This is a genomic window from Rhizobium sp. 10PS4 (assembly GCF_032464805.1).
Classification (GTDB): Bacteria; Pseudomonadota; Alphaproteobacteria; order Rhizobiales; family Rhizobiaceae; genus Rhizobium; species Rhizobium laguerreae.
This window is the reverse complement of sequence record NZ_JAWDIW010000005.1, coordinates 76,512-99,839: the sequence shown is the minus strand read 5'-3', so window position 1 is coordinate 99,839 and position 23,328 is coordinate 76,512. Positions and strand designations below refer to the sequence as shown.

The following is a 23,328-nucleotide window of genomic DNA, read 5'->3' as shown; positions in this document are numbered from 1 at the left end:
AGATCAACCCTTCACTGCGCCGGCGGCGATGCCGCGGACGAAAAGCCGTCCCGACACGAAGTAGACGATGAGCGGCACGAGACCGGTGAGGATCGTTGCCGCCATGTTGACGTTGTATTCCTTCACGCCCTGGACGGAATTGACGATGTTGTTGAGCTGCACGGTCATCGGATAGGTATCCGGCCGGGTGAAAACCACGCCGAACAGGAAGTCGTTCCAGATGCCGGTCACCTGCAGGATCATCGCGACGACGAAGATCGGCAGCGACATCGGCAGCATGATCCGCAGGAAGATCTGCCAGAAGCCCGCCCCGTCGACACGCGCCGCCTTGAACAGTTCCTCCGGCAGCGACACGAAATAGTTGCGGAAGAGCAGCGTCAGGATCGGCATGCCGAAGATCGAATGGACGATGACGAGGCCGGTCAGCGTGCCGTAGATGCCGATTTCGCGCAGGATGATGACGATCGGATAGATCATCACCTGATAGGGAATGAATGCCCCGATGATCAGGATCGAGAAGAAAAGCTCGGATCCCCTGAAGCGCCAGTTGGCCAGCGCATAGCCGTTCACCGAGGCGATTGCGATCGAGATGATGACCGACGGCACTGTGATGCGAACCGAGTTCCAGAACCCACGCGACAGACCATCACAGTTCAGGCCGGTGCAAGCCTGCGCCCAGGCCTTCACCCAGGGTTCGAAAGTGATCTCTACCGGCGGCGAGAAGATGTTGCCGAGACGAATTTCCGGCATGCCCTTCAGCGAAGTCACGACCATCACATAGAGCGGCAGCAGATAGTAAAGCGCTGCGACGATCAGCGTACCGTAGAGCATAATGTTGCGCGCCGACAGCGCCGGGCGTGGCTTCGGGCCACTGGGGCCGTCGCCAAGCTTCGGCGCAACGGCGTCGATGCCGGCAGCAACGGTGTTGAGAGCTTCTATATTAGCCACGCTTGCGCCCTCCACCGAATTCCAGATAGGCCCACGGAACGATGATGATCGCGACCGTGACCAGCATCATCGTCGAGGCGGCAAAGCCCTGCCCCAGGTTCTGTGCCTGAAACATGTAGTCGTAGACATATTTCGCCGGCACTTCAGAGGAAATGCCCGGTCCGCCCGATGTCTGCGCGACCACGAGGTCGTAGACCTTGACGATGCCGGAGGCGATGATCACGATCGTGGTGATGAAGACCGGCCGCATCATCGGGATGACGATGAAGAGATAGGTCCTCCACATCGGAATACCGTCCACGCGCGCCGCTTTCCAGATGTCCTCGTCAATGCCGCGGAGGCCGGCAAGCATCAGGCACATGACGAGACCCGTTCCTTGCCACAGCGCCGCGATCAGAATGCCGTAGATGACGATTTCAGGCGTATAGAGCGGATTGAAGGTGAAGCTCGTCCACCCGATAGAGCGCACCACCGCTTGAATGCCGAAGTCAGGGTTCAGAACCCATTGCCAGACGAGGCCCGTCACGATGAAGGACAGCGCGAAGGGATAAAGAAAGATGGTGCGGAAGGTGTTTTCGAAACGGATCTTCTGGTCCATCAGCGCGGCGAGCATGAAACCGATGACCAGGCTGAAGATCAGCGAGAGGATGCCGTAGACCGCCAGATTCTCGATCGCCGTCACCCAGCGGGGTGCCGCCCAGAGGCGCTGGTACTGATCGAATCCGACAAAGCTCAACCGCGGAAGCAGTTTGGAATTGGTGAAAGAATAAAAGATCGTCCAGAACGTGCCGCCGACAAAGATCACCAACGCTGTCAGGATCATCGGGATAGACGCAATCTTAGCATTCAGATTGCGCAGTAACTTGTTTGGCCGGCCTGCTCGCGCTTGACCCGTCATAAACACTTCTCCTCAATCGCAACTGCGACAGTAACAAAACGGCAAGACGCCGTCTGTCGTCCCCATCTCCGAACCTGTTGAAGATACCGGAGAGACGCCGCCACCCTCCGGACGATCACCGGCCGTCCGGACCGATCCGGCCCCATAGGAGCCGGACCGCAAGGCAGCAAGTCTGCTGATCAGTCAGCAGAAGCGATGATCCCGGCGAAACGCTTCTGAGCGTCTTCCGGCGTCATCGACGGATTGGCGAAGAATTCGGAGAAAAGGTCTTCCTTCTGCTTCTGGCTGTCGGCCGAAAGCAGCTGGTCGGTACCTTGGATCACGTTGCCCTTCTGAAGGATTTCGAGACCCTTCTTCATGCAATCGTTGGCGGCAGCGAGATCGACGTCGCTGCGAACCGGCAGCGAACCCTTCTTCAGGTTGAAGGCAACCTGGGTCTTGGGATCGAGCAGAGTCTTGGCAAGCACGCCCTGCGCCTTGGACTTTTCTTCGTCCTTCAGCAGCGGGAAGTAGAAGGCGTCGCCACCCGTCGAGATGATCTCGTTCACGCCGAGGCCCGGCAGGCAGGTGTAGTCGGTACCGGCCTTCTGACCGGCCAGCGCAAATTCACCCTGCGCCCAGTCGCCCATGATCTGGCCGCCGGCCTTGCCCGTGATGACAAGGTTGGTGGCCTGGTTCCAATCCTGGACGTTGCTGCCTTTGGCCATGCGCCGAGCATCGTCGGCGGCCTTGAACACCTTGGCGATTTCAGGACCGGCAGCAACTTCCGCATCCTTGTCCTTGAAGACCTTGTTGAAGGTATCCTTGCCGGCAACCGCGACCATCAACACGTCGAAGGCGCCTGTCGCCTGCCACGGCTGACCGCCGACCGCGAGCGGAATGATGCCGGCCTTTTCGAGAGCCGGAGCCGCAGCGACGAACTCGTCCCAGTTCTTCGGAACCTCGACGCCGGCTTTCTTGAAGGCGGCGTTCGAAAGCCACAACCATTGCCAGGAGTGGATATTGACGGGAGCGCAGTAGATCTTGCCGTCGATGGTGCAGGAATCGAGCAGGCTCGACGGACGAATGATATCCTTCCACTTCTCGGCGGTCGCCACGTCGGTCAGATCGCGCATCAGGCCGGCCTGGACGAGTTCCTCGGCCTGGCGCCCATGGTTGAACTGGGTCGCGCCCATCGGGTCGCCGCCGGTGATGCGGCTGATCATGATCGGGCGAGCAGTGCCGCCGGAGCCGGCGATCGCGCCGTCGACCCAGTGGTTGCCGGTGGCGTCGAATGCCTTGGCCAGCTCGGCGACCGCTGCAGCTTCGCCGCCAGATGTCCACCAGTGGGTGACTTCAAGATCGGTGGCGTTGGCGGCTCCCAGCGGAAGCGCGACCGAAGTGGCAAGCAGGGCTGCCATTAGACGGATTTTCATGAGTTTTCCTCCCTCACTGAAACGTTGCCGGAAAAACTTAGATCAATCGATTTCTTCACGCAACTGCTCGCCTGCAAATTTTTCCGTGAGCACTACAGTTGCTACTTATGCCTGTTGAAAGGCTGGCATTCGCGTGCCTTGAATCGATTCTCGACCAAGCGCCATCGCGCTTGCGTTTCCTGGTATAAACTATTGGATTTTAACCATATATTCCGAACAATGTTTGCGTTCCGCCTATTATCCTTTTCGCAACTGCAGAAAAACGGGTCATAAATCACCGATTCAACCTATGCGTGGCATCCAGCAATGCACACAAGAAAAAGTCCTCGACATTTCTACTGTATCGTTACAGATTGCATTCCTTAGGGAGGCGCGATTTTGGCAGGTGGGCGGGCTTAGCGCGCTTGAGAAAGCCTCTATAAGCGACACCAATTCGCGCGAGGCAGGCTTACAGGGATGGAAAACAAGGGAAATTTCGGGCAGGCGGCATCGGCACCGACGGCGCGCGAGCGCCCGACATTGAAGACGATCGCCTTCATGACCGGCCTTGGCGTGACGACGGTGTCACGCGCGCTGAAGGATGCGCCGGATATCGGGGCCGAGACCAAGGAGCGCGTGCGCATGGTCGCCCGCCAGCTCGGCTACCAGCCGAACAGGGCGGGCGTGCGCCTGCGCACCGGCAAGACCAACGTCATCGCCCTTGTTCTCAGCATCGACGAGGAGATCATGGGCTTCTCGAGCCAGATGGTCTTCGGCATCTCCGAGGTGCTGTCCGGCACGCCCTATCATATCGTCATCACGCCGCATTCCCACAGCAAGGATCCAATGCAGCCGGTTCGCTATATCCTCGATACCGGCTCGGCGGACGGCGTCATCATCTCCCGCATCGAGCCGGATGATCCGCGTGTGCGGCTGCTGACGGAGCGTGGCATGCCCTTCGCCACGCATGGGCGCACCGATGCGGGTCTCACCCACCCCTTCCACGATTTCGACAACGAGGCCTTCGCTCATCAGGCGGTGGAAAAGCTCGTCAAGCGCGGCCGCCGCCGCATCGCCCTGCTGCAGCCACCGAGTAAGCTCACCTACTACGCCCATATTCGCATCGGCTTCCAAACCGGCCTGCATGATTACGGCGCCGAGGAAGTGCCGCTGCGCGTCAACACCGACGCACCGCTCGCCGACATCCGCGACATCGTCGAGGTGATGATGCGCTCGGCCAACGCCCCAGACGGCATCGTCTGTTCGGCCGGTAGCGCGGCGATCGCCGTCAATGCCGGCATCGAAGCCGCCGGCAAGGCGCTCGGCCGCGATCTCGACATGGTCTCCAAGCAATCGGTACCGATCCTGAACTGGATCCGCCCCGAGATCATCACCGCCCAGGAAGACGTTCGCCAAGCCGGCCGCGAAATGGCCAAAGCCGTCATCGCCCGCATCGACGGCGTCGAGCCGGAGCTGCTGCAGAGCATCAGCCAGCCGACCTGGCCGAACAGCGGCAGATAAGGCTCACCGCCGCCGAATGCCAAAACGCTTGAGGTTCCAGGTCAATCTGCTGCATATAGCGGCAGGACGGGCGCGGAGGAGACGTCATGAACCTCAGACATCAGATCATCGCACTGACGGTCATCCCGCTCGTGATCGCGATTTTGACCGTCACCGCTTTCATCACCTGGCAGTCGGCCACCCTTGTCGGCAGCAGTATCGGCACGTTCGAGCGCAACATGCTGAAAGCCAAGGAAACCGAGCTGCTCAATCTGACGAACCTCGCATTGTCGGCGATCCAGAGCACCTATGATGCGGCCGGGCCTGAAGACGAGGCGGCCAAGGAGAAGGTGCGGGAGATACTGACGTCGCTCGATTACGGCAAGGACGGCTATTTCTTCGTCTACGACTATGAAGGCAAGAACATCGTCCACCCCCGGCAGGCGTTCCGCCCGGGCCGCAACTGGCTCGACCTCGTCGATCCGGACGGCGATCCCGTCATCGCCAACCTGATCGAGAAAGCCAAGGAAGGCGGCGGCCTCCATCAGTACAAATGGCAGAAACCCTCCTCCGGCGAGATGGCGGACAAGCTCTCTTTCGCCGTCGGGCTCGACAAGTGGCAGTGGATGCTCGGAACCGGCGTCTATCTCGACGACGTCTTCGCCCAGACCGCCGCCGCCAAGGCGGATCTTCGCGCCAATATCCGCAAGACCTTCATGGTCGTGGCGCTGATCGCGGTTCCCTCCGTGCTTCTGGTCTTTGCGGCCTGCATGCTGGTGACGCTAAGGGAGCGCCGAATGGCGGACGGCAAGCTCAAAGAACTGACGAAGCGGATCATCGATACGCAGGAGCAGGAGCGCGCCCGCCTTGCCCGGGAGCTGCATGACGGCATCTCCCAGAATCTCGTCGGCGTCAGATATGCGATCGACCTGGCAAGCAGGAAGGTCCGCAGCAAAAGCGACGACGCCTCCGGCGCGATCGATCGGGGCGCCGAGGCCCTGAATGGAGCGATCAAGGAGGTCCGCCGGCTGTCCCACGATCTTCGTCCGCGCGCGCTCGACGACCTCGGTCTTGCCGCCGCACTCCAGGCGCTGCTTGCGGCCTTCACCGAAAGAACCGGCATCGACATGTCCCTTGATGCCACGCCCTTCCGCGGCAATCTCAAGCCGGAGGCGGCGACAGCGCTTTACCGTGTCGCCCAGGAAGCGCTTCACAATATCGAAAAGCACTCGGGCGCCACTGCCGGCTCGATCAGGGTCTGGACCGTTCGCGGCCGCGTTCGGATGATCATTGCCGATAACGGCCTCGGCTTCGATCATGGCGCGGTAAGCCAGGCTTCACCAACGGGCGGGCTCGGGCTGCGCAACATGCAGGAGCGCATGGCGCATTTTGGCGGCGTCCTGCTGATCAACTCCACATCGGAGGGAACGACGCTGACTGCGATGCTTCCGAAATCCGCCGGGGCAAATCCCGACGGGGCTAAGGAGGCTGCATGAACGCGCCGGGAACCATCAGGGTGCTGCTGGTGGACAACCACCCGCTCGTCCTGGAGGGGCTGGAAGCGCTGTTGAAGACCTATGATCACATCGAGGTCGTCGGCACAGCCGGCATGGCGCGAACCGGACTGGAGCTCGCATTGCGCACCAGGCCCGATGTCGTCCTGATGGACATAAACATGCCGCAGCTGAGCGGGATAGACGCCATCGAGCTCTTCAGGGAGAGCCTGCCGCGAACGCGTATCCTGATGCTTTCGATGCACGACAGTCGGGAATATATCTCGACCTCGGTGCTTCATGGCGCCGCCGGCTACATCCTCAAGGACGTCTCCACCGATGAGATCGTCTCCGCCATCGAGGCGGTCGCTTCGGGGAAGACCTATTTCTCGTCAGGCGTTTCCGAGGTCTTGCTCGAAAAGCGGTCGAATGCATCGCCGGTGCCTCTGACAACCCGCGAACATGACGTCCTGCTGCTGATCGCAGCCGGCCGGAGCAACCGCGACATCGCCCAATCGCTCGGCATTTCCGAAGCCACGGCGGAGACGCACCGCAAGAAGATCAAGAAAAAACTCGGCATCGCCACGACGGCCGGCCTCGTTCGTTTCGCGATCGACAACGGCCTCACCTCCCCGGAGGCAGACATACCCACTACTGGGTAGGCTATCGGTTTTTGCCCGGAACGGCTCCTTGTTCGGATCTCCGCACGCCGATAGCACTTGGCGGACGGCGCGCTTCGTGCTGCCGTCGGGAGGATTATTCGATGTCTGGCTTACTGACGCTATCGCGTGCGATCGACGCGTTGAACACCTTTTTGGGCAAGGCTGTCTCCTGGCTGCTGCTCGCCGCCGTGCTGATCAGCGCCGTCAACGCGACGACCCGCAAGCTCTTCAATCTCAGCTCGAACGCCTGGCTCGAGGCGCAATGGTATCTGTTCTCGGCGGCTTTCCTCATCGCCGCCGCCTGGACGCTGCTCGGCAGCGAACACGTCAAGGTCGATCTGGTCTACGGTCATTTGCCGCGCCGCGCGCAGCTCTGGGTCGAGGTTTTCGGCACGATCTTCTTCCTGCTGCCCTTCTGCCTGGTGACGATCTATCTGTCCTGGCCGATCGTGGTCGCCAAATTCCAGAGTGGCGAGGTGTCGAACAACACCGGCGGCCTGATCCTCTGGCCGGTATGGGCCCTGATCCCGGCAGGGTTCGGGCTGCTTGCCCTGCAGGGTCTGTCCGAACTCATCAAGCGCATCGCCATCCTCACCGGGGCAATGCCTGACGCCGTCGCCTTGGCCGACGCCGAAGCACAAGCGCTCTAAATCCAGGAACATGCCTATGTTTGCCTTCTTCGCGGAAAACCTCGCGCCGATCATGTTCCTGTCGCTGATCGTCGTGCTGCTGCTCGGCTATCCCGTCGCCTTCGCGCTCGCCTTCGTCGGCTTCGTGTTCGGCTTCATCGGCATCGAGATGGGCCTGCTGCCGATCAACCTCTTCGGCGCGATCCCGGATCGCATCTTCGGCCAGATGTCGAACGAGACACTGCTCGCCATCCCCTTCTTCACCTTCATGGGCCTAATCCTCGAGCGAAGCGGCATGGCCGAAGACCTGCTCGACACGATCGGCCAGCTTTTCGGCCCGATCCGCGGTGGCCTCGCCTTTGCCGTGATCTTCGTCGGCGCGATATTGGCGGCGACGACAGGTGTGGTTGCTGCCTCCGTCATCTCGATGGGCCTGATCTCGCTGCCGATCATGCTGCGCTACGGTTATGACCGGCGTGTCGCCGCCGGCACGATCGCGGCCTCCGGAACATTGGCGCAGATCATCCCGCCGAGCCTGGTGCTGATCATTCTCGCCGACCAGCTCGGCAGGTCCGTCGGCGACATGTACAAGGGCGCGCTTGTTCCCGGCCTCCTGCTCGTCGCCGCCTATGCCGGCTACATCATCGTCATGTCGTTCATTCGCCCGGCAAGCGTTCCCGCACTGCCGCCGGAAGCCCGATCCCTGCGCGGATGGAAGCTGCTCGGCAAGGTCGTCACCTCCCTCGTCCCGCCGCTCGTCCTGATATTCCTGGTTCTCGGCACGATCTTCATCGGCCTGGCGACGCCGACGGAAGGCGGCGCCATGGGCGCGGTTGGAGCACTGCTGCTTGCGGCATTCAACCGTCGTCTCAATCTCACGATGATCAAGTCGGCGCTCTACGCGACCGCCAAGCTCTCGTCCTTCGTGATCTTCATCCTGCTTGGCGCCCGCGTCTTTTCGCTGACCTTCTACGGCGTCAACGGCCATGTCTGGGTCGAGCACCTGATGACGTCGATCCCCGGCGGCGAGGTCGGCTTCCTGATCGTCGCCAACCTGCTGGTGTTCTTTCTCGCCTTCTTCCTCGATTATTTCGAGCTGGCCTTCATCATCATCCCGCTGCTGGCACCCGTCGCCGACGCGCTCGGGATCGACCTGATCTGGTTCGGCGTGATGCTGGCGATCAACATGCAGACCTCGTTCATGCATCCGCCCTTCGGCTTCTCGCTCTTCTATCTGAGATCGGTCGCCCCGAGCCGCGCATACAAGGACCGGATCACCGGCGCGACGATACAGCCGGTCACATCTGGCCAGATTTACATGGGTTCCCTGCCCTTCCTGGCGATCCAGCTGGTCATGGTCACCATCGTCATCGCCTTCCCCGGCCTCGTCACCCACTACAAGGCGGGACAGGTGACCGTCGATCCCTCGACGATTCAGCTCAACGTGCCGATGCCAGGCCAAGGCGGAGAAAACCCGTTCGGCACCCCTACCCAGCCGTTCGGCGCGCCCGAGCCTTCCACCGGCGAGCCGACCGCACCGTCATTCGACGCGCCCGCACCCGATTTCGGATCGCCAACGCCGAGCTTCGGCGCACCGCCTGCAGAACCTACGAAATGAATGCCCAGGTGATCGCCTGAGCCCATTGATCAACCCGAGGAGGACGACATGACCAACACGATCAATCGACGTAACTTTCTGACGAAAGGCGCGATCGGCGGCGCAGCCACGGTGGCCGGCGCAGCACTTGCAGCACCTGCCGTTGCGCAGGAACTGCCGACGATCAAATGGCGCCTGACATCAGGCTTCCCCAACAATCTCGACACCATCTATGGCGGCGCGGTCGTCATGGCCGATGCCCTGTCGAAGATCACCGAAGGCAAGTTCCAGATCCAGGTCTTCCAGGCCGGCGAACTGGTTCCCGGTCCGCAGGCGATCGACGCGGTCAAGGCCAATACGGTCGAAATCGCGCACACCTGCGGCTATTACTTCACCGGCAAGGATCCGACATTCGCGATCGGCTCGACCATCCCCTTCGGCCTCAACGGCCGTCAGCAGAATGCCTGGCTCTATCACGGCGGCGGCAACGAGGCCTATAACGAGTTCCTCGCAGACTATGGCGTGGTCGGCATTCCGGGTGGCGCCACCGGCGCCCAGATGGGTGGCTGGTTCCGCAAGGAAATCAAGAGCGTCGCCGATCTCAAGGGCGTCAAGATGCGCATCGCGGGCGTTGCCGGCGAGGTCATGTCAAGGCTCGGCGTTATCCCGCAGCAGCTGCCGGGGGGAGACATCTACCCCGCCCTCGAGCGCGGCACGATCGATGCGGCAGAGTGGATCGGCCCCTATGACGACGAACGTCTCGGCTTCTATCAGATCGCTCCGAACTACTACTACCCGGCTTACTGGGAAGGCGGCCTGACCATCCACTTCTTCATCAACAAGGCCCAGTACGAAGCCCTGCCGGATGCCTACAAGGCCGCACTCGACGCCGCCTGCAAATCGGCCAACGTCAACATGCAGTCGCTCTACGACGTCAAGAACACCACGGCGATCCGCTCGCTCGTCGGCAAGGGCGTCAAGCTCCGCCCGCTGCCGCGCGACGTCATGGACGCCGCCTACAAGGCCTCCTTCGAACTCTATGCGGAATACGGAGAGAAGCACCCCGCCTGGGCGAAGATCTATCCCGGCTGGAAAAAATTCCGCGACGAATCCTTCGAATGGTTCCGCGTCGCCGAATACAGCTACGACAGCTACATGTACGCCGCGCAGGCCGCCGGGAAATGACATGGAGGCCGGGCGAATTGTCTGGCCCGGATTGCTGCCAGACCCCCGGAGAAATCCGGGGGTTTGTGATTCGTGGGGGGTGTTTACGAAGTCCGGCCGCCGCGGCTGGCGAGAACCGACCGTCGGGGCTCAATCCGACGATCGGCTTGCGGTATCACGGGTCCTCGACGACGAAATTCACCAATCGCCCCGGGACCACGATTTCCTTGACCACCATTCTGCCGTCGAGCAAGGCTATGACGGCAGGGTCGGATCGCACGGCTGCGAGCAGCGCCTCGCCAAGATCGGCGGCGGCTTCGAAGCGGTGGCGAACCTTGCCGTTGATCTGCACCACGTAGTTGCGGGTCTCCATCTCGACCATTGCAGGGTCGAAGGCCGGCCAGGAAACCCATGTCAGCGTTTCCCGATGACCGAGCTTACCCCATAACTCCTCCGCGATGTGAGGCGCAAAAGGTGACAGCAACAGCACGAACGTCTCGACGACCTCCTGCGGTCGCACGATCTCCGCCGTCAGCGCGTTGGCCAGCTCCATCAGCCGGGCAATGGCGGTGTTGAACCGCATTGCTTCGATATCCGAGGTCACGGCCTTCACCGTCTGGTGGCGCAAGCGCAGAAGCTGTGGACTCGCAGTTTCCTCCCGCACCGCCAGCGAGAGTTCGTCACGCTCGTCGCAGACGATGCGCCAGGCGCGCTCCAGAAACCGGCGCACGCCGATCACGCCGGCGGTCTGCCAGGGCTTTGCCGCATCCAGCGGCCCCATGAACATCTCGTACAGCCGCAACGCGTCGGCCCCGAACTGTTCGACGACAACGTCGGGATTGACGACGTTCAACTGCGACTTCGACATCTTCTCGACGGCGCGCTGCACCTCGACCGGCCCGGCGAACCATCTGCCCTTCCCTTCGACGACGGAAGACGGCGCGTAATACCGGCCTGCTGCATCGCGGTAGGAATGGGCAAGGATCATGCCCTGGTTGAACAGCCGCTCGAACGGCTCTTCCGTCGAAACGACGCCGATATCGTAGAGCACCTTGTGCCAGAAGCGGGCATAGAGCAGATGCAGAACCGCATGCTCGGCACCGCCGACATAGAGATCGACCGGCATCCAATAGCGCTCGGCCTCGCGCCCGACGGGTTCGCTGGCGTTCTCCGGATCAAGGAACCTGAGATAATACCAGCAGGAGCCCGCCCATTGCGGCATCGTATTAGTCTCCCGCCGTGCCGGAATGTCGGTACCCGGCACGATCGTTTCGACCCAGGCCTGCGCACGGGCAAGCGGCGGTTCGCCATCCGGCGTCGGGGCGTAATCGTCGAGTTCCGGCGGCAGCAGCGGCAGGCATTCTTCAGGCAGCGGCATCACCGAGCCGTCCGCCAGATGCAGCACCGGTATCGGCTCGCCCCAGTAGCGCTGGCGGGAGAACAGCCAGTCGCGCAGGCGGTAGGTGACCTTCGGCCAGCCCGCGCCGTTCGCCTGCAGCCAGGCGATGATGGCGGATCTCGCCTCCGGCGGGCCCAGGCCATCCAGGAAGCCGGAGTTGACCATCGCCCCCTCGCCCTCATAAGCCGCCTTATCGATATCGCCCTCGCTGTCGATCACGCGAATGATCGGCAGCTCGTGCGTATGGGCAAAAGCGTAGTCGCGCGCGTCATGAGCCGGCACCGCCATCAGGGCGCCGGTCCCATAACCAGCCAGCACGTAATCGGCCACCCAAACCGGCAGCCGGGCTCTGTTGGCAGGGTTGATCGCATAGACGCCGGTGAAGACGCCCGTCTTCTCTCGCCCGGCATCGGCCCGCACCGTCTCTTCCAATTCTTCGGCCTCGGCAATATAGGCGGCCACCGCCTCGCGCATTGCGGGCTCGACGATGGCGGCAACTGCAGGATGCTCCGGCGCGAGCACGATATAGCTTGCTCCGAACAGGGTCTCGGGGCGCGTCGTGAAGACGGTGATGACCTCTTTGCCGTGCTCGAGCGGAAACCGGATTTCGGCGCCCTCGGAGCGTCCGATCCAGTTGCGCTGCATGGTTTTCAGGTTTTCGGGCCAGTCGAGGCCGTCCAGTCCCTGCAGCAGCCGATCGGCATAGGCCGTGATGCGGAGCATCCACTGGCGCATCCGGCGGCGAATGACGGGATCGCCGGTCTCGACATAACGCCCGTCCTTGACCTCCTCGTCGGCAAGCACGGCGTTCTGGGCCGGGCACCAGTTGACCGCGACCTCCGCCTGATAGGCGAGGCCCTTCTCGAACAGCTTCAGGAAGATCCACTGCGTCCAGTGCACATAGGCGGGATCGGTGGTGGCAAACTCGCGGCTCCAGTCATAGGAGAAGCCCAGCCTCTGCACCTGCCCGCGAAACGTCTCGATATTGCGCTTCGTCGTGATATCGGGATGCACACCAGTCCGCATCGCGTGGCGCTCCGCCGGCAGGCCGAAACTGTCCCATCCCATCGGATGCAGGACGTTGAAGCCGCACATGCGTTTGTAACGGCACATGATGTCGGTGGCCGTGTAGCCAAGGGGATGGCCGACATGCAGGCCTGCGCCTGAAGGATACGGAAACATGTCGAGCGCGTAGAATTTCGGTCTGGCCGGATCGATTTCCGCTCGGAAGGTATGGTGGTCGGCCCAATAGGCCTGCCACTTCGGTTCGATCGTCTTGGGATCATAAGGCATGCATCACTCCTGGCGCCGGCCGGCTATGCGGTGGCGTGTCCTGAAAAATGGAGGCGTTCTTTGGTTCAGGAGCAGCTACGGCTGCCGGTGCTCCGGTGACGTCCGGCAGCCGCGGCTAAGTCGAAACGCGCCCGGAGTTGCGGCACGGAATCTCAGTACCGCCTGCAGAACGGAAAAGGCACAATACGGCTTGGGAAACGATGTGATGTCCATGGACGGTAACTCAGGCAAATAAACGGAAAGCAAACGACAGCGTTGACCCGGCTCCGATCAGGAGGCCGTGGTGATAAGTCGTGCACCGCTTCTGCGGGCGATTGGTGCTTGAGTTGCCATGGTCATAGGCCAAGAGTGCCCGATAAGATCGCTCATGCCAAGAGTGTATTGCACGAAAAGCTCCGTTCAGATCCGCCAGGTTTCTTACCAGCTGATCGGAGCACCGCCGCGATCTTCGGGTGACTGCCTCGCCCGCCGCGTCACCGCAGGATAGCGCGGTGGACGGATGGCGCCAGCGACTAGATGATCAGGGTGTGCCACATCGGCTCGAAAAAGCCCAGATTGCCCGCCATCTCAGAGACGAGCCACGGGGGAATCGACAGGATGCAGCAAAACGGTGTGCCCTATTTTAGCCAGTGGGAAACACCGGGCATGACGCTGCCGGTGCTTGCCCAGGGATCGCAGGCCTTGCTCAGCGACCCGCTCTGGCGCCATTCGGGAGCCGCGACGATCGAGGAATATGCGCGCTGGGCGGTCAATGTCTGCGGCATGGCCTGCCTGAAGATGATTCTTGCCGCCCGCGGTGAAATCCATCCGACCATCGAGCTTGCCCACGCCTGCACCGCCTATGGCGGTTATGTGGTCAACGAGATCGACGCCTCGATCAAAGGGCTGATTTACGCGCCCTTCGTCCGCTTCGCAGCCGAGCGCTTCGGACTTAGCGCGGAGACGATGACCGGCGTCGAGACATCGGCCATTCCCGGGCATCTCGCGAAACGCCGGTTCTTCATCGCCTCGGTGAACTCTGGCATCCGCTGGCCGGAGCGAGAACCGCCCTCGAAGGGCGGACACCTGGTGCTGGTGACGGCAGCCAGCGACGAGACAATCCGCTTTCACAACCCGTCCGGCCATGACGAGGCGAGCCAGGCTGACGTGACGCTGCCGCTTGCCGTATTCGACCGCTTCTTCGCCAATCGCGGCATATCGGTCGACGCCTGACCCTTTTCACACCAGATCGTTTCGGAGGCTTTCATGACCCCATCCCCAAACAGGCTGCGCATTGCCGTGCTCTTCGGTGGCCGCTCGGCCGAGCATGAAGTTTCCGTGCTCTCGGCAACCAATGTCATGGGCGCGCTCATGCCCGAGAAATACGACGCAGTCCCCGTCTTCATCACGCGCGACGGACAGTGGCTGCTGAGCAGTTTTGAGGATGGCGTGCTGGCGACACCTTCATCAGGCACGGAAATCTGCCTGGTGCCGGGTGGGCGCGGCCGGGTGCTGGCGATCCCAACTCATGGCGCGCCGCATGACCTAGCAAAGGTCGACATCCTGTTTCCTGTCCTTCACGGCCAGCATGGCGAAGACGGATCGGTACAGGGCGCGGCGGAGGTGGCCCGCGTTCCACTCGCCGGTTGCGGCATCCTCGGTTCGGCCACGGCGCTCGACAAGGACATCGCCAAACGCCTGCTGAGGGCGGCGGGCCTGCCGGTGGCGCGCGCGGTGACGATCCATGAGAGTGCCGCCCCTTCACTGGCAGCCTTGGAAGGCGAGCTCGGCCTGCCGCTCTTCATCAAGCCTGCGCGCCAGGGATCGTCGGTCGGTGTCGCCAAGGTCCATGCCAGCCAGGAATTCGCACCCGCCCTTACTGAAGCCTTCCGCCACGATCGCACGCTGCTCGCCGAGGAATTCGTGCGCGGCCGCGAGATCGAATTCAGTGTGCTCGAGGATGCGGCAGGCGAACTCTTCGTCTCCCGGCCGGGCGAGATCGTGCCGGCGGAAAGCCACGACTTCTATAGCTACGATGCCAAATATATCGACGAGAACGGTGCGGCGTTGAAAGTGCCGGCCGAACTGCCGCAGGAGGTCGAGACCGCCATGCGCGACGTGGCCGCAAGAGCCTTCCGGGCGGTCGGCTGCGACGGCATGGCCCGCATAGATTTCTTCCTGACGGATGACATGCAGTTCCTCGTCAATGAAATCAACACCATCCCCGGCTTCACCGATATCAGCATGTATTCCAAGGCGATGGCGGCAAGCGGCGTCACCTACGCCGAAATCATCGACCGACTGGTGGACCACGGCCTGGCGCGCGCCCGACGAGCCGCCTGAGACGGGAGCTTGAAGATGAACGGGTCGGTCTTGATTTCGGGATGTTCCGGCGGCGGAAAATCGACGCTGCTTGCTGAGCTTGCTGCACGCGGTCATGCCGTCGTCGAAGAGCCCGGCCGACGGATCGTCAAGCAGGAGATCGAGAGCGGCGGCACCGTCCTGCCCTGGGCCGACATGGCGGCGTTTGCCCGCCGCGCGATCGAGATGGCGATCGCCGATCACAAGGCTGCGCGTGAGCAGGCCGGCTGGACGTTTTTTGATCGCGGGCTGATCGATGCCGCGGCAGCGCTGCAGCACCTGACCGGAGAACCGGCCCTGGAAAAATTGAGCGCCGCTCATCGCTATCACCCGAGGGTTTTTCTCACGCCGCCATGGCCCGAAATCTACACGACCGACCCCGAGCGGCGCCATGGCTTCGACGAGGCGGTCGCGGAATATGATCGACTTGTCGCCGTCTATCCGACGCTCGGCTACGACGTCGTCATGCTGCCGAAAATCGCGGTCGCCGACCGGGCGGATTTCATCCTCGACTGCCTCCCTCGGGAAACGAGGCAGCAGTAGACGAGATCGCTAGGGCGTCTCTCCGCCGCCTTCTCAAAAGGGGCTCAGCGCCTCCGAAAAATGCACCACTGGAACGACTGCCGGCCACCGCCGGGTGTCGTGTGTTCCTCCCGCCAGTCACGCTGAAGCGCGAAGGTGGACGAGAATTCGGTCGCAAGCGCCACCGCGTCGTAACGCTGGACCGGCAAGCCGCTGCACCGTTCCGGCCCGTCCGGCGCGAAGGTCGCGATGATCACGGCGCTGCCCGCCGCCGTGCCGGTTTCGAGCGCGCGGCGATAGGCCAGCCGCTGCTCGGGCTCGGTGAGGAAGTGAAAAACAGCGCGGTCGTGCCACACATCGTAATGGCGGTCGGGCTGCCATGAAGTGACGTCGGCAACCACCCAGGTGATGCGGGCGGCTTCATCCCGCAGCCGCGCCTTGGCGACATCGAGCGCCGGCGCGGCGATGTCGAGGACGGTGAGGTCGGACCAACCGCGCTCGACAAGACGGTCGACAAGGCTCGATGCGCCGCCGCCCACATCGATCAGCGAGGCCGTGGCCGGCAGTTGCAGCTCGTCAAGCGCCCGCAAGGAAGGCCCGGGCGTCGGCTGATACCAGCTGACGCTGTCGGCAGGTTTCGTGCGATAGACCTCGTCCCAGTGTTCCCGCTTCTCGCCCGTCATCGGATATGCCCATCTCTTGCGGAACTCGATTCCCTAGCTGATCAACATGTAGGGACTGAGACGTCTGCAACCAATCACAGTGCGCCCAAGACCATGTTCTCCGTTCAGGAAGCGAGGTGACGGTAAACGAGATCGGCAGGATCAGTTCGGGGTGCTGTGGGATCGAGACGCGCGCCCAGCCGTTCCGCAACGGCGACAGATGCAGCATTGCCGGGAGCGATATAGCTGACGAGCGATGGCAGCTTGAGCGTTGCGAAAGCCCAGTCGCGCAGCGCCAAGCCCGCTTCGGTCGCATAGCCTTTGCCCTCATATTCTTCATAGACGAACCAGCCGAGCTCCTTCTCCGGAAAGAGAGGCCCGTGATTGATCCCCACCTGACCGACGCATTCGCCGGTTTCGCCAAGCTCGATCGTCAGCGCTCCGTGCCCGAAAAGCTGCCAGAGAGCCACGTCGTGGCAGAACATCCCCCACGCCGCGCGCAGATCGAACGGGCCGCCCATTCCGACGGATCGCGGCGATGCCATGATCTCAGCATAGGCGGCGAAATCGCCGATAACAGGCATGCGGAGCTTGAGACGCTCGGTTCGAATGGTCATCGCGCCCGCTTGGGACATGTCGTCGCCTTCTCTGTCAGCTTGAGTTTGGAGTTTCAGCCGTTGAACGGAATATTCTAGCTTTCAAATGCTGGGGCGAATTGCAACGTCCCGCTTGGCGGAGATCCGCGAAAGACAATCCTCTGCACCAGCCGCCTATCGAGGTCGAGATACGTCAACTGTCCGTCGCTGCTGAAACCGACACGGCTGTAGATCTCGGGATTGCCGATCAGCGCGCATCCGCTGGCGCCGATATCGTTCAACAATTCGAGACCCCGTGCAATCATCGCCTTGCCGATACCCTGCCGCTGTCTCTCCGGCTTGACCGATATCGGCCCCAGCCCGAACCAGGCATCATGCGCGCCGTCGATCGTCACCGGCGAAAACGCCACATGCCCGAGAATCTCGCCATCCTGCTCGGCCACCAGCGATATCGTGAGATCGCCCGCCGCGCGAAGTCTTCGGACAATCTCCGCTTCCGTACCGTCGCTGTAGGGCATTGGCTTGAAGGCGGTCGAGGTCAGATCATGGATCGCATCGATATCATCAGGCGTTTCGTCTCGGATAAGCATCTCTGTCAATTCCTCAAACGCGTTGTCGTCAGGGCTGCCCGTACAAACAATGTCTTATCCCATCGAAACGAAGTGTCGTAGATCCCAGAAAAATCTCGCGGGGATTCCGCTACCCCTCTTCCGTAGAAGATTTCGAGGCTATAGACCTAAGCTCGTGGGCACCGTCCTGCTGATCGAAACAACGGAGCGTACCATCTCTGTCGGCACCGTCCGAAGGGTATTTGCGTCTTCGCAATCAGAGGTTCTGCGATGAATGATATCGCCGATCACGGTGTTCGTTTCGGACGAATTGCCGCCATGCTGCCGGTCAAGGACATGACCAAGGCCTATAATTTTTACGCCAATGTCCTCGGCTTCAAGAAAACATTCGAGAACGGCAATCCTGTCGGCTTCATGATCCTGAAGCGCGACCAGGGCGAAGTGCATCTCACCTTGCAGCCGAACCACAAGGCTGCCGACTTCAATGTTGCCCACCTGATGGTCGACAATGTCGATGCCCTGCACGCGGTTTGCCAGCAATACGGGCTGAGAATCATCAAGAGCCTTCAGAACAAGGACTACGGATTGCGGGCCTTCGTATTTGAAAATCCCGATGGCAACCGTATTGACGTTGGCGAGCGGATCTAGCCCAGCCATGAGAAGTGGATGCGAATACAGTTCCCATCCAACTTTCGCACATTCCCGAATTCAGCAGTGCTCGTCATTTGAGTCGAGCCGCGGCATCTTGTCCACCACAGGGAAAATCGAAGGTCAGCAAGCCGGGCTCCTCCAGTGGCAGTTGCGCCACGACCTGCCCTTGCCGGTTCAGCACGGCCGTCGGTCCCCAGGCGATGCGCCCGTCGCGCTCACCCGTTACGTCGGACGATATCAGCCACAGGCCTGCCTCGCGGCATCTTTCACCGCGAACGGCATTATGCAGCGGCTTGAATATTTCCGCCTTCTCCCGTGGCATCATGTTGTTGGACAGGCATAAGATCAGCGATGCGCCAGACGCAGCAACCTTTGCGGCTGCCTCCGGAAAATTGGTGTCGTAGCAGATGTTGATCCCGAAGCGCAGGGCACCGATCGCAAAGAGCGGACTGTCCTTTCCTGCCTCGAAAGCCCGCTCGCCGGGCAGCAGGTGGGTTTTCCGGTAGCGACCGAGGAGAACGCCGCGCTCGACGACGACGGCGGTGTTGAACAATCGCCCATCATCGATCTCGATCAGCCCCATGACCAGCACCGGTCCCGACTTCGGCAACCGATCCAGGACCGCCGCGAACTCGGCTGATGCGAGATCGAGGGCAACCCGCCGCGCCGATGCTTCATCGGTCAGGTAGCCCTGGAGAAAACCTTCTGGAAAGACCAGCAGGGCAACATCCTCAGCCTCGGCACGAGCGGCGATCCCGCAGGCATAATCCAGCGCCGCCCCAAGATTCTCCCGAAATTCCGGCGTCTGCGCGGCGGCTATCCGAATGCTCGTCACTTAGACCTCCGGGTTCTCGGCCGCGGCATCTCAGCAAGAGGCCCGGCACTGTGGCCGGGCCTCTCCTTGAAAATCGGTAAACCTCAGAACGTCGAGGCACCGCTGCCCCAGGGGCCGTGGTGGAAATCCTTACCATCAAGGCGGTCGAAGCCGTGGGCGCCGAAGAAGTCGCGCTGTGCCTGGATGAGGTTTGCCGTTCCCCTGCCCTGGCGATAGGCGTCGAAATAGGTCAGCGCCGAGGTCAGCGCCGGCACCGGCAGGCCGGCGGCAATCGCGCCACCGACGACACGGCGCAGCGCCGGGATCGATTCCTTGACCATGTCGGAGAAAGCCGGCGTGACGATGAGGTTTGCAGCGTCAGGCGCCTTGGTGAAGGCCGAGGTGATCTCGTCGAGGAACTGCGAGCGGATGATGCAGCCGGCGCGCCAGATCCTGGCAATCGTCGGCATCGGCAGTGACCAGTTGAACTCGCGCGACGCTTCCGCCATCACCGCGAAGCCCTGCGCATAGGCGCCGATCTTGGCAGCGAAAAGCGCCAGCTCCAGATCCTTGTTGAGCTCGGGGCCGTAAGCAATCGGGAAGGACACGGCCTGCGTTCCGAAGATTTTCTCGGCGGCCTCACGCTGCGACTTCATCGAAGAGAGGCTGCGGGCGGCGACGGCGGCTTCGATCGCCGTTGCCGGAATGCCCATGTTCTGCGCCTCGATCGCCGACCACTTGCCGGTGCCCTTCTGGCCGGCCTTGTCGAGGATCATGTCGACCATCGGCCCGCCGGAAACCGGATCGGTTGCGGCAAGCACCTTCTCCGAGATTTCGATCAGGTAGGAGTTCAGCCGGCCCTTGTTCCATTCGCCGAAGATGCCGGAGATTTCGGAGGCGCTCTTGCCGAGGCCGTCGCGCAGGATGCCGTAGATTTCGGCGATCATCTGCATATCGGCATATTCGATGCCGTTATGGATGGTCTTGACGAAATGGCCAGCGCCATCATTGCCGAGCCAGGCGACGCAGGGCTCGTCATTGTAGCGGGCGGCAATCGAGGTCAGCACCTTCTCGACGCGCTTCCAGGACTCTTCGGTGCCGCCGACCATGATCGACGGGCCGTGGCGCGCACCTTCTTCGCCGCCGGAAACACCCATGCCGATGAAGGTCAGATCGGTATTCTTCAGCCGATCGAAGCGGGCGACGGTGTCGCGGAAATTGGCGTTGCCGGCATCGATCATGATGTCGCCCTTGGACAGATGCGGGCGCAGCAACTCCATCTGCTGGTCGACGGGCTCACCCGCCTTGATCATGATGATGATCGGACGCGGCGGCCGGATCGCATCGACGAATTCCTCGATGGTCTTGCATGGAATGATCTGCTTCTTCAGATCGCCGGCGCTTTCGTAGAATTCGTCGGTTTTTTCCGGCGTGCGGTTGAAGACCGCGATTTTATTGCCTTTCTCCGCGATGTTGAGCGCCAGGTTGGAGCCCATGACCGCAAGGCCGATCAGTCCGATTTCTGCCTTTTCCACGACAAACCTCCGATGTGTCATTTGGACCGGTGTTGTGGCACTGTCTCGGTCAAACGGCAAGTCTCACAAGGGTCTAATCGGTTCGCAAAAGCCAATGAAATGAGGCTTGCACTATGCCCGCTTGTCCGACAACCCGCCGGCGGCCGCTTAATCCGAAGCCGCAAATTTTTCGCGCGTCGTGCCCGCAATGCCCTATCTCATGTTATCATCAGTGCCTCCGGAGATATCGCATTGGCATCGGGAAAACGAAAAGAGGCGGCCCTCCTGGCGGCCCGCGCCGGCCGCTACCGCGAATATGCACCGCCGCCGACGCTGCGACGCCATTTCAGCCGCCTCTGGTCTCATGCGCTTTACAACGGACCGCCGGCAATGGTGGCGGTCGTGCCGGATGGTTATTGCGATCTCCTCTGGATCGACGGCCGGCTGGTCGTCGCCGGCCCCGACAGGACGGCGGCCTTTCCCGTCATCCAGCCGGGCGCGACCGTCATCGGCGCACGTTTTGCACCTGGCGCTGCAGCACCCTGGCTGAAGACGCCGCTCTCGGCGCTGGTCGGCTGCTCGGTGCCCCTTGCCGAAATCGGCCGGAAGGACACCGCCGAATTCGAAGCGCGGCTTGCGGATTGTCCCGACCCCTCGGCCGCGATGGCGCTGTTTGGCCGCCTGCTTGAAGGGACCGCGCGCGATGCGGAGGAGCCCGCCCGCGACGCCGCCATGATCTTCGCCGCCGCCGACGGCGGCCGCCCGGCATCCGGCCTGCTCGACCGGCTCGGCATGAGCGAAAGGCAGCTGCGCCGTCGCTGCCACCATCATTTCGGCTACGGCGCAAAGACGCTGGAACGGATCCGCCGGTTCCAGCGTTTCCTCGACCTCTGCCGCAAGTCGGGCACGATGCCGCTTGCCCGCCTTGCGCTCGAAGCGGGCTTTGCCGACCAGTCCCACATGACGCGGGAGGTCGGCGAGCTTTCGACGCTGACGCCCGCCGTCATTTTCGATCAGCTCGGCATGCGGAAAAGAGGCGACTGACCGTTTTGTTCAAGACGCTGTCGGCCGGTTTGTTATTCTGACGAAACCAAATGACAGGGACTTGCAAGCCATGACGACAATGCCCGCGAAAATCATCCACCGGTCGATCGAGCGCGATTGGCGCGACGTCTATGAATTCGCCGGCAAGCCGGAGAACATGCCGCTCTGGGCCTCCGGCCTTGCGACCGGGCTCGATCCTGATGGTGCCGACTGGATCGCCGATGGCGCTCTTGGAAAAATCAGGGTGAGCTTCGTGCCTGCCAATGAATTCGGCGTGATCGACCATACGGTGACGATCGAATCCGGCCTCAGGGTCTATAATGCCCTGCGCATCGTGCCGAACGGCGATGGCTGCGAGGTCATGTTCACGCTGCTGCGTCTGCCCGGCATGACCGACGCGCAGTTTTCCGCCGATGCCGCCCATGTCGAGAAAGATCTCGCCATGCTGAAAGCCCTGATGGAGAGATAGATGGCCGAGAAGACAGAAAACCACGACCGCCGCATCGACTATGTCGAATTCAACGTCGCCGACATCGCTGCCGCCAAAGCCTTTTACGGCTCGGCCTTCGGCTGGCGTTTCACCGATTACGGCCCCAATTATTGCGAATTCGACGACGGCCGGCTGAAGGGCGGCTTTACCGATTTCGGACCGGTGCGGACAGGCGGCGGCCCGCTGGTCGTCGTCTATGCCAATGATCTGGAAGAGGTGCTGACCTCAGTCGAAAGAGCGGGCGGCACGATCTGCCGGCCGATCACCGATTTTCCCGGCGGCCGTCGCTTCCACTTCCTCGATCGCGACGGCTACGAGCTCGCCGTCTGGGCGGCCGTTTAGCCGGATTACCCGAGGCTGCCGAGTTGGTCAGGCTGCCTGAGGCTGCCGACCGGGATCAGGCAGCCTGCGACAGCCGGTCGAGATCTTCCATGACGAGCAGGGCGCCGATCACCGTGCCGCCCGCATCGCGTAGCGGCGACATGCGACAGCGCACCTGCCGCGACCCACCGCTGCCGTCCGGGCGCTCATAGGTATAGTCGATCTGGTCACCGGCAAAACAGGCGTCGAGCTTATGCTTGGCGCATTCGGCAAACCGCTCCTCGCCGATGAATTCGGAAAGGTGGCGGCCGATGAGTTCCATTGGCTTCCTGTTGAGATGGGCGCTGTTGGCTGGATTGGAATAGAGGTAGCGATAGTCCCTTGTCAGCACCGCCACGCGATCCGGCAGACTTTCGAGGATCGCCGCGTTGAGGAACTGGCCATTGTCGGTATCCGGCACATAGGCCGGCGGCGGCTCTATGCGCACATCCTGCGGAGAAGGCACGCGCCAGTCCGGCCCATGCGCCCCGAAATAGCGGTCGAGCAGATAGGAAAGCACCGACGTATGCTCCGTGACGCTGGCGCTATCGTCGGCATCCTGGCTGATCAGGTGGCTCACGAACTGCAGCTGCATGTAGACTTCGAGCAGATTGACTGCCCGGCAGGCGAGGATTGCCTCGACCAGCGGCTCGACATGACGGTCGAGCGCCGTGACGCGCTGGTCGTCGCCCAGGCGTATGGCTTCCTCGATTTGCACGCAACGCAAAGAAAAAGCTCGAAAAAGCTCCAGCAAGACGCCTCCCACTCCCATTGTGCCAAGAGACGAGT

The 23,328-nt window shown here is 61.9% G+C and carries 23 protein-coding genes; 13 read left to right on the top strand and 10 right to left on the bottom strand.

Annotation, left to right across the window (positions count from 1 at the left end; translation table 11 throughout):
• Window positions 1-3 precede the first annotated feature (3 nt).
• The 3 genes from RWJ89_RS10850 to RWJ89_RS10840 form a co-directional block, all read right to left on the bottom strand.
• Window positions 4-948, bottom strand: coding sequence for a carbohydrate ABC transporter permease (locus RWJ89_RS10850; RefSeq protein ID WP_017960808.1), 945 nt, complete (start codon window positions 946-948; stop codon window positions 4-6).
• Window positions 941-1,846, bottom strand: a complete 906-nt coding sequence (locus RWJ89_RS10845) for a carbohydrate ABC transporter permease (RefSeq protein WP_012757807.1) — start codon at window positions 1,844-1,846, stop codon at window positions 941-943. Before RWJ89_RS10845 ends, RWJ89_RS10850 begins: the two co-directional genes overlap by 8 nt.
• 179 nt (window positions 1,847-2,025) lie before the next feature.
• Complete coding sequence (locus RWJ89_RS10840; protein ID WP_025394888.1) at window positions 2,026-3,261, bottom strand: ABC transporter substrate-binding protein; 1,236 nt, start codon at window positions 3,259-3,261, stop codon at window positions 2,026-2,028.
• Between the two features lie 456 nt (window positions 3,262-3,717).
• Here RWJ89_RS10840 and RWJ89_RS10835 point away from each other — a divergent pair, with 456 nt between their 5' ends.
• The 6 genes from RWJ89_RS10835 (at window position 3,718) to RWJ89_RS10810 (ending at window position 10,306) form a co-directional block, all read left to right on the top strand.
• Window positions 3,718-4,761, top strand: a complete 1,044-nt coding sequence (locus RWJ89_RS10835) for a LacI family transcriptional regulator (RefSeq protein ID WP_077978404.1) — start codon at window positions 3,718-3,720, stop codon at window positions 4,759-4,761.
• An 86-nt stretch (window positions 4,762-4,847) separates the two neighbouring features.
• Window positions 4,848-6,236: a cache domain-containing protein gene (locus RWJ89_RS10830; protein WP_316028617.1), complete on the top strand. Its 1,389-nt coding sequence runs from the start codon at window positions 4,848-4,850 to the stop codon at window positions 6,234-6,236.
• Window positions 6,233-6,895 carry a response regulator transcription factor gene (locus tag RWJ89_RS10825; RefSeq protein WP_020050312.1) on the top strand — a complete coding sequence of 221 codons (663 nt, stop codon included), beginning with the start codon at window positions 6,233-6,235 and terminating at the stop codon, window positions 6,893-6,895. Before RWJ89_RS10830 ends, RWJ89_RS10825 begins: the two co-directional genes overlap by 4 nt.
• Before the next feature lie 101 nt (window positions 6,896-6,996).
• Window positions 6,997-7,545 (top strand): TRAP transporter small permease subunit, encoded by a 549-nt coding sequence (locus tag RWJ89_RS10820; RefSeq protein ID WP_077978406.1) that lies wholly within the window; start codon window positions 6,997-6,999, stop codon window positions 7,543-7,545.
• 16 nt (window positions 7,546-7,561) lie between these two features.
• Window positions 7,562-9,142 carry a TRAP transporter large permease gene (locus RWJ89_RS10815; protein ID WP_316028618.1) on the top strand — a complete coding sequence of 527 codons (1,581 nt, stop codon included), beginning with the start codon at window positions 7,562-7,564 and terminating at the stop codon, window positions 9,140-9,142.
• A gap of 48 nt (window positions 9,143-9,190) precedes the next feature.
• Window positions 9,191-10,306, top strand: coding sequence for a TRAP transporter substrate-binding protein (locus RWJ89_RS10810; RefSeq protein ID WP_025394893.1), 1,116 nt, complete (start codon window positions 9,191-9,193; stop codon window positions 10,304-10,306).
• Between the two features lie 154 nt (window positions 10,307-10,460).
• Here the strand turns inward: RWJ89_RS10810 and leuS are convergent, their stop codons facing one another.
• Window positions 10,461-12,977 carry a leucine--tRNA ligase gene (leuS, locus tag RWJ89_RS10805; RefSeq protein ID WP_316030908.1) on the bottom strand — a complete coding sequence of 839 codons (2,517 nt, stop codon included), beginning with the start codon at window positions 12,975-12,977 and terminating at the stop codon, window positions 10,461-10,463.
• Window positions 12,978-13,574: 597 nt separating this feature from the next.
• Here leuS and RWJ89_RS10800 point away from each other — a divergent pair.
• From RWJ89_RS10800 to RWJ89_RS10790, 3 genes are read left to right on the top strand one after another with little or no spacing between them, the layout of a single operon-like run.
• Entirely contained in the window at window positions 13,575-14,189 is a 615-nt protein-coding gene (locus RWJ89_RS10800; RefSeq protein WP_131642357.1) for a C39 family peptidase, read from the top strand.
• Window positions 14,190-14,222: 33 nt separating this feature from the next.
• Window positions 14,223-15,299, top strand: a complete 1,077-nt coding sequence (locus RWJ89_RS10795) for a D-alanine--D-alanine ligase family protein (RefSeq protein WP_131642356.1) — start codon at window positions 14,223-14,225, stop codon at window positions 15,297-15,299.
• A gap of 15 nt (window positions 15,300-15,314) precedes the next feature.
• On the top strand, window positions 15,315-15,860 hold the full coding sequence (locus RWJ89_RS10790) for an AAA family ATPase (protein ID WP_316028620.1): 546 nt from the start codon (window positions 15,315-15,317) through the stop codon (window positions 15,858-15,860).
• Window positions 15,861-15,904: 44 nt separating this feature from the next.
• Here the strand turns inward: RWJ89_RS10790 and RWJ89_RS10785 are convergent, their stop codons facing one another.
• The 3 genes from RWJ89_RS10785 to RWJ89_RS10775 form a co-directional block, all read right to left on the bottom strand.
• Window positions 15,905-16,522, bottom strand: a complete 618-nt coding sequence (locus RWJ89_RS10785; RefSeq protein ID WP_132609091.1) for a class I SAM-dependent methyltransferase — start codon at window positions 16,520-16,522, stop codon at window positions 15,905-15,907.
• A gap of 104 nt (window positions 16,523-16,626) precedes the next feature.
• The gene (locus RWJ89_RS10780; RefSeq protein WP_222061076.1) at window positions 16,627-17,136 is read right to left on the bottom strand and encodes a GNAT family N-acetyltransferase; all 510 of its coding nucleotides are present in this window, start codon (window positions 17,134-17,136) and stop codon (window positions 16,627-16,629) included.
• A 56-nt stretch (window positions 17,137-17,192) separates the two neighbouring features.
• Window positions 17,193-17,687 carry a GNAT family N-acetyltransferase gene (locus tag RWJ89_RS10775; RefSeq protein WP_206989686.1) on the bottom strand — a complete coding sequence of 165 codons (495 nt, stop codon included), beginning with the start codon at window positions 17,685-17,687 and terminating at the stop codon, window positions 17,193-17,195.
• Window positions 17,688-17,936: 249 nt separating this feature from the next.
• On the opposite strand from RWJ89_RS10775, the gene RWJ89_RS10770 reads away from it, so the two are divergent.
• Window positions 17,937-18,314 (top strand): VOC family protein, encoded by a 378-nt coding sequence (locus tag RWJ89_RS10770; protein WP_316030907.1) that lies wholly within the window; start codon window positions 17,937-17,939, stop codon window positions 18,312-18,314.
• A gap of 73 nt (window positions 18,315-18,387) precedes the next feature.
• Here RWJ89_RS10770 and RWJ89_RS10765 read toward each other — a convergent pair whose 3' ends face one another.
• Both RWJ89_RS10765 and gndA read right to left on the bottom strand, forming a co-directional pair.
• Entirely contained in the window at window positions 18,388-19,152 is a 765-nt protein-coding gene (locus RWJ89_RS10765; protein ID WP_316030906.1) for a carbon-nitrogen hydrolase family protein, read from the bottom strand.
• 83 nt (window positions 19,153-19,235) lie between these two features.
• Window positions 19,236-20,687, bottom strand: coding sequence for an NADP-dependent phosphogluconate dehydrogenase (gene gndA, locus RWJ89_RS10760; RefSeq protein WP_205937790.1), 1,452 nt, complete (start codon window positions 20,685-20,687; stop codon window positions 19,236-19,238).
• A 210-nt stretch (window positions 20,688-20,897) separates the two neighbouring features.
• On the opposite strand from gndA, the gene RWJ89_RS10755 reads away from it, so the two are divergent.
• The 3 genes from RWJ89_RS10755 (at window position 20,898) to RWJ89_RS10745 (ending at window position 22,521) form a co-directional block, all read left to right on the top strand.
• The gene (locus RWJ89_RS10755; protein ID WP_222040264.1) at window positions 20,898-21,689 is read left to right on the top strand and encodes a helix-turn-helix domain-containing protein; all 792 of its coding nucleotides are present in this window, start codon (window positions 20,898-20,900) and stop codon (window positions 21,687-21,689) included.
• A 70-nt stretch (window positions 21,690-21,759) separates the two neighbouring features.
• Entirely contained in the window at window positions 21,760-22,158 is a 399-nt protein-coding gene (locus RWJ89_RS10750; protein WP_020050326.1) for a polyketide cyclase, read from the top strand.
• Complete coding sequence (locus tag RWJ89_RS10745; RefSeq protein WP_020050327.1) at window positions 22,159-22,521, top strand: VOC family protein; 363 nt, start codon at window positions 22,159-22,161, stop codon at window positions 22,519-22,521. It begins immediately after the preceding gene.
• Window positions 22,522-22,576: 55 nt separating this feature from the next.
• Here the strand turns inward: RWJ89_RS10745 and RWJ89_RS10740 are convergent, their stop codons facing one another.
• A complete protein-coding gene (locus RWJ89_RS10740; RefSeq protein WP_222040265.1) occupies window positions 22,577-23,293 on the bottom strand; it encodes a PAS domain-containing protein in 717 nt (238 codons plus the stop codon).
• Between the last annotated feature and the right edge of the window lie 35 nt (window positions 23,294-23,328).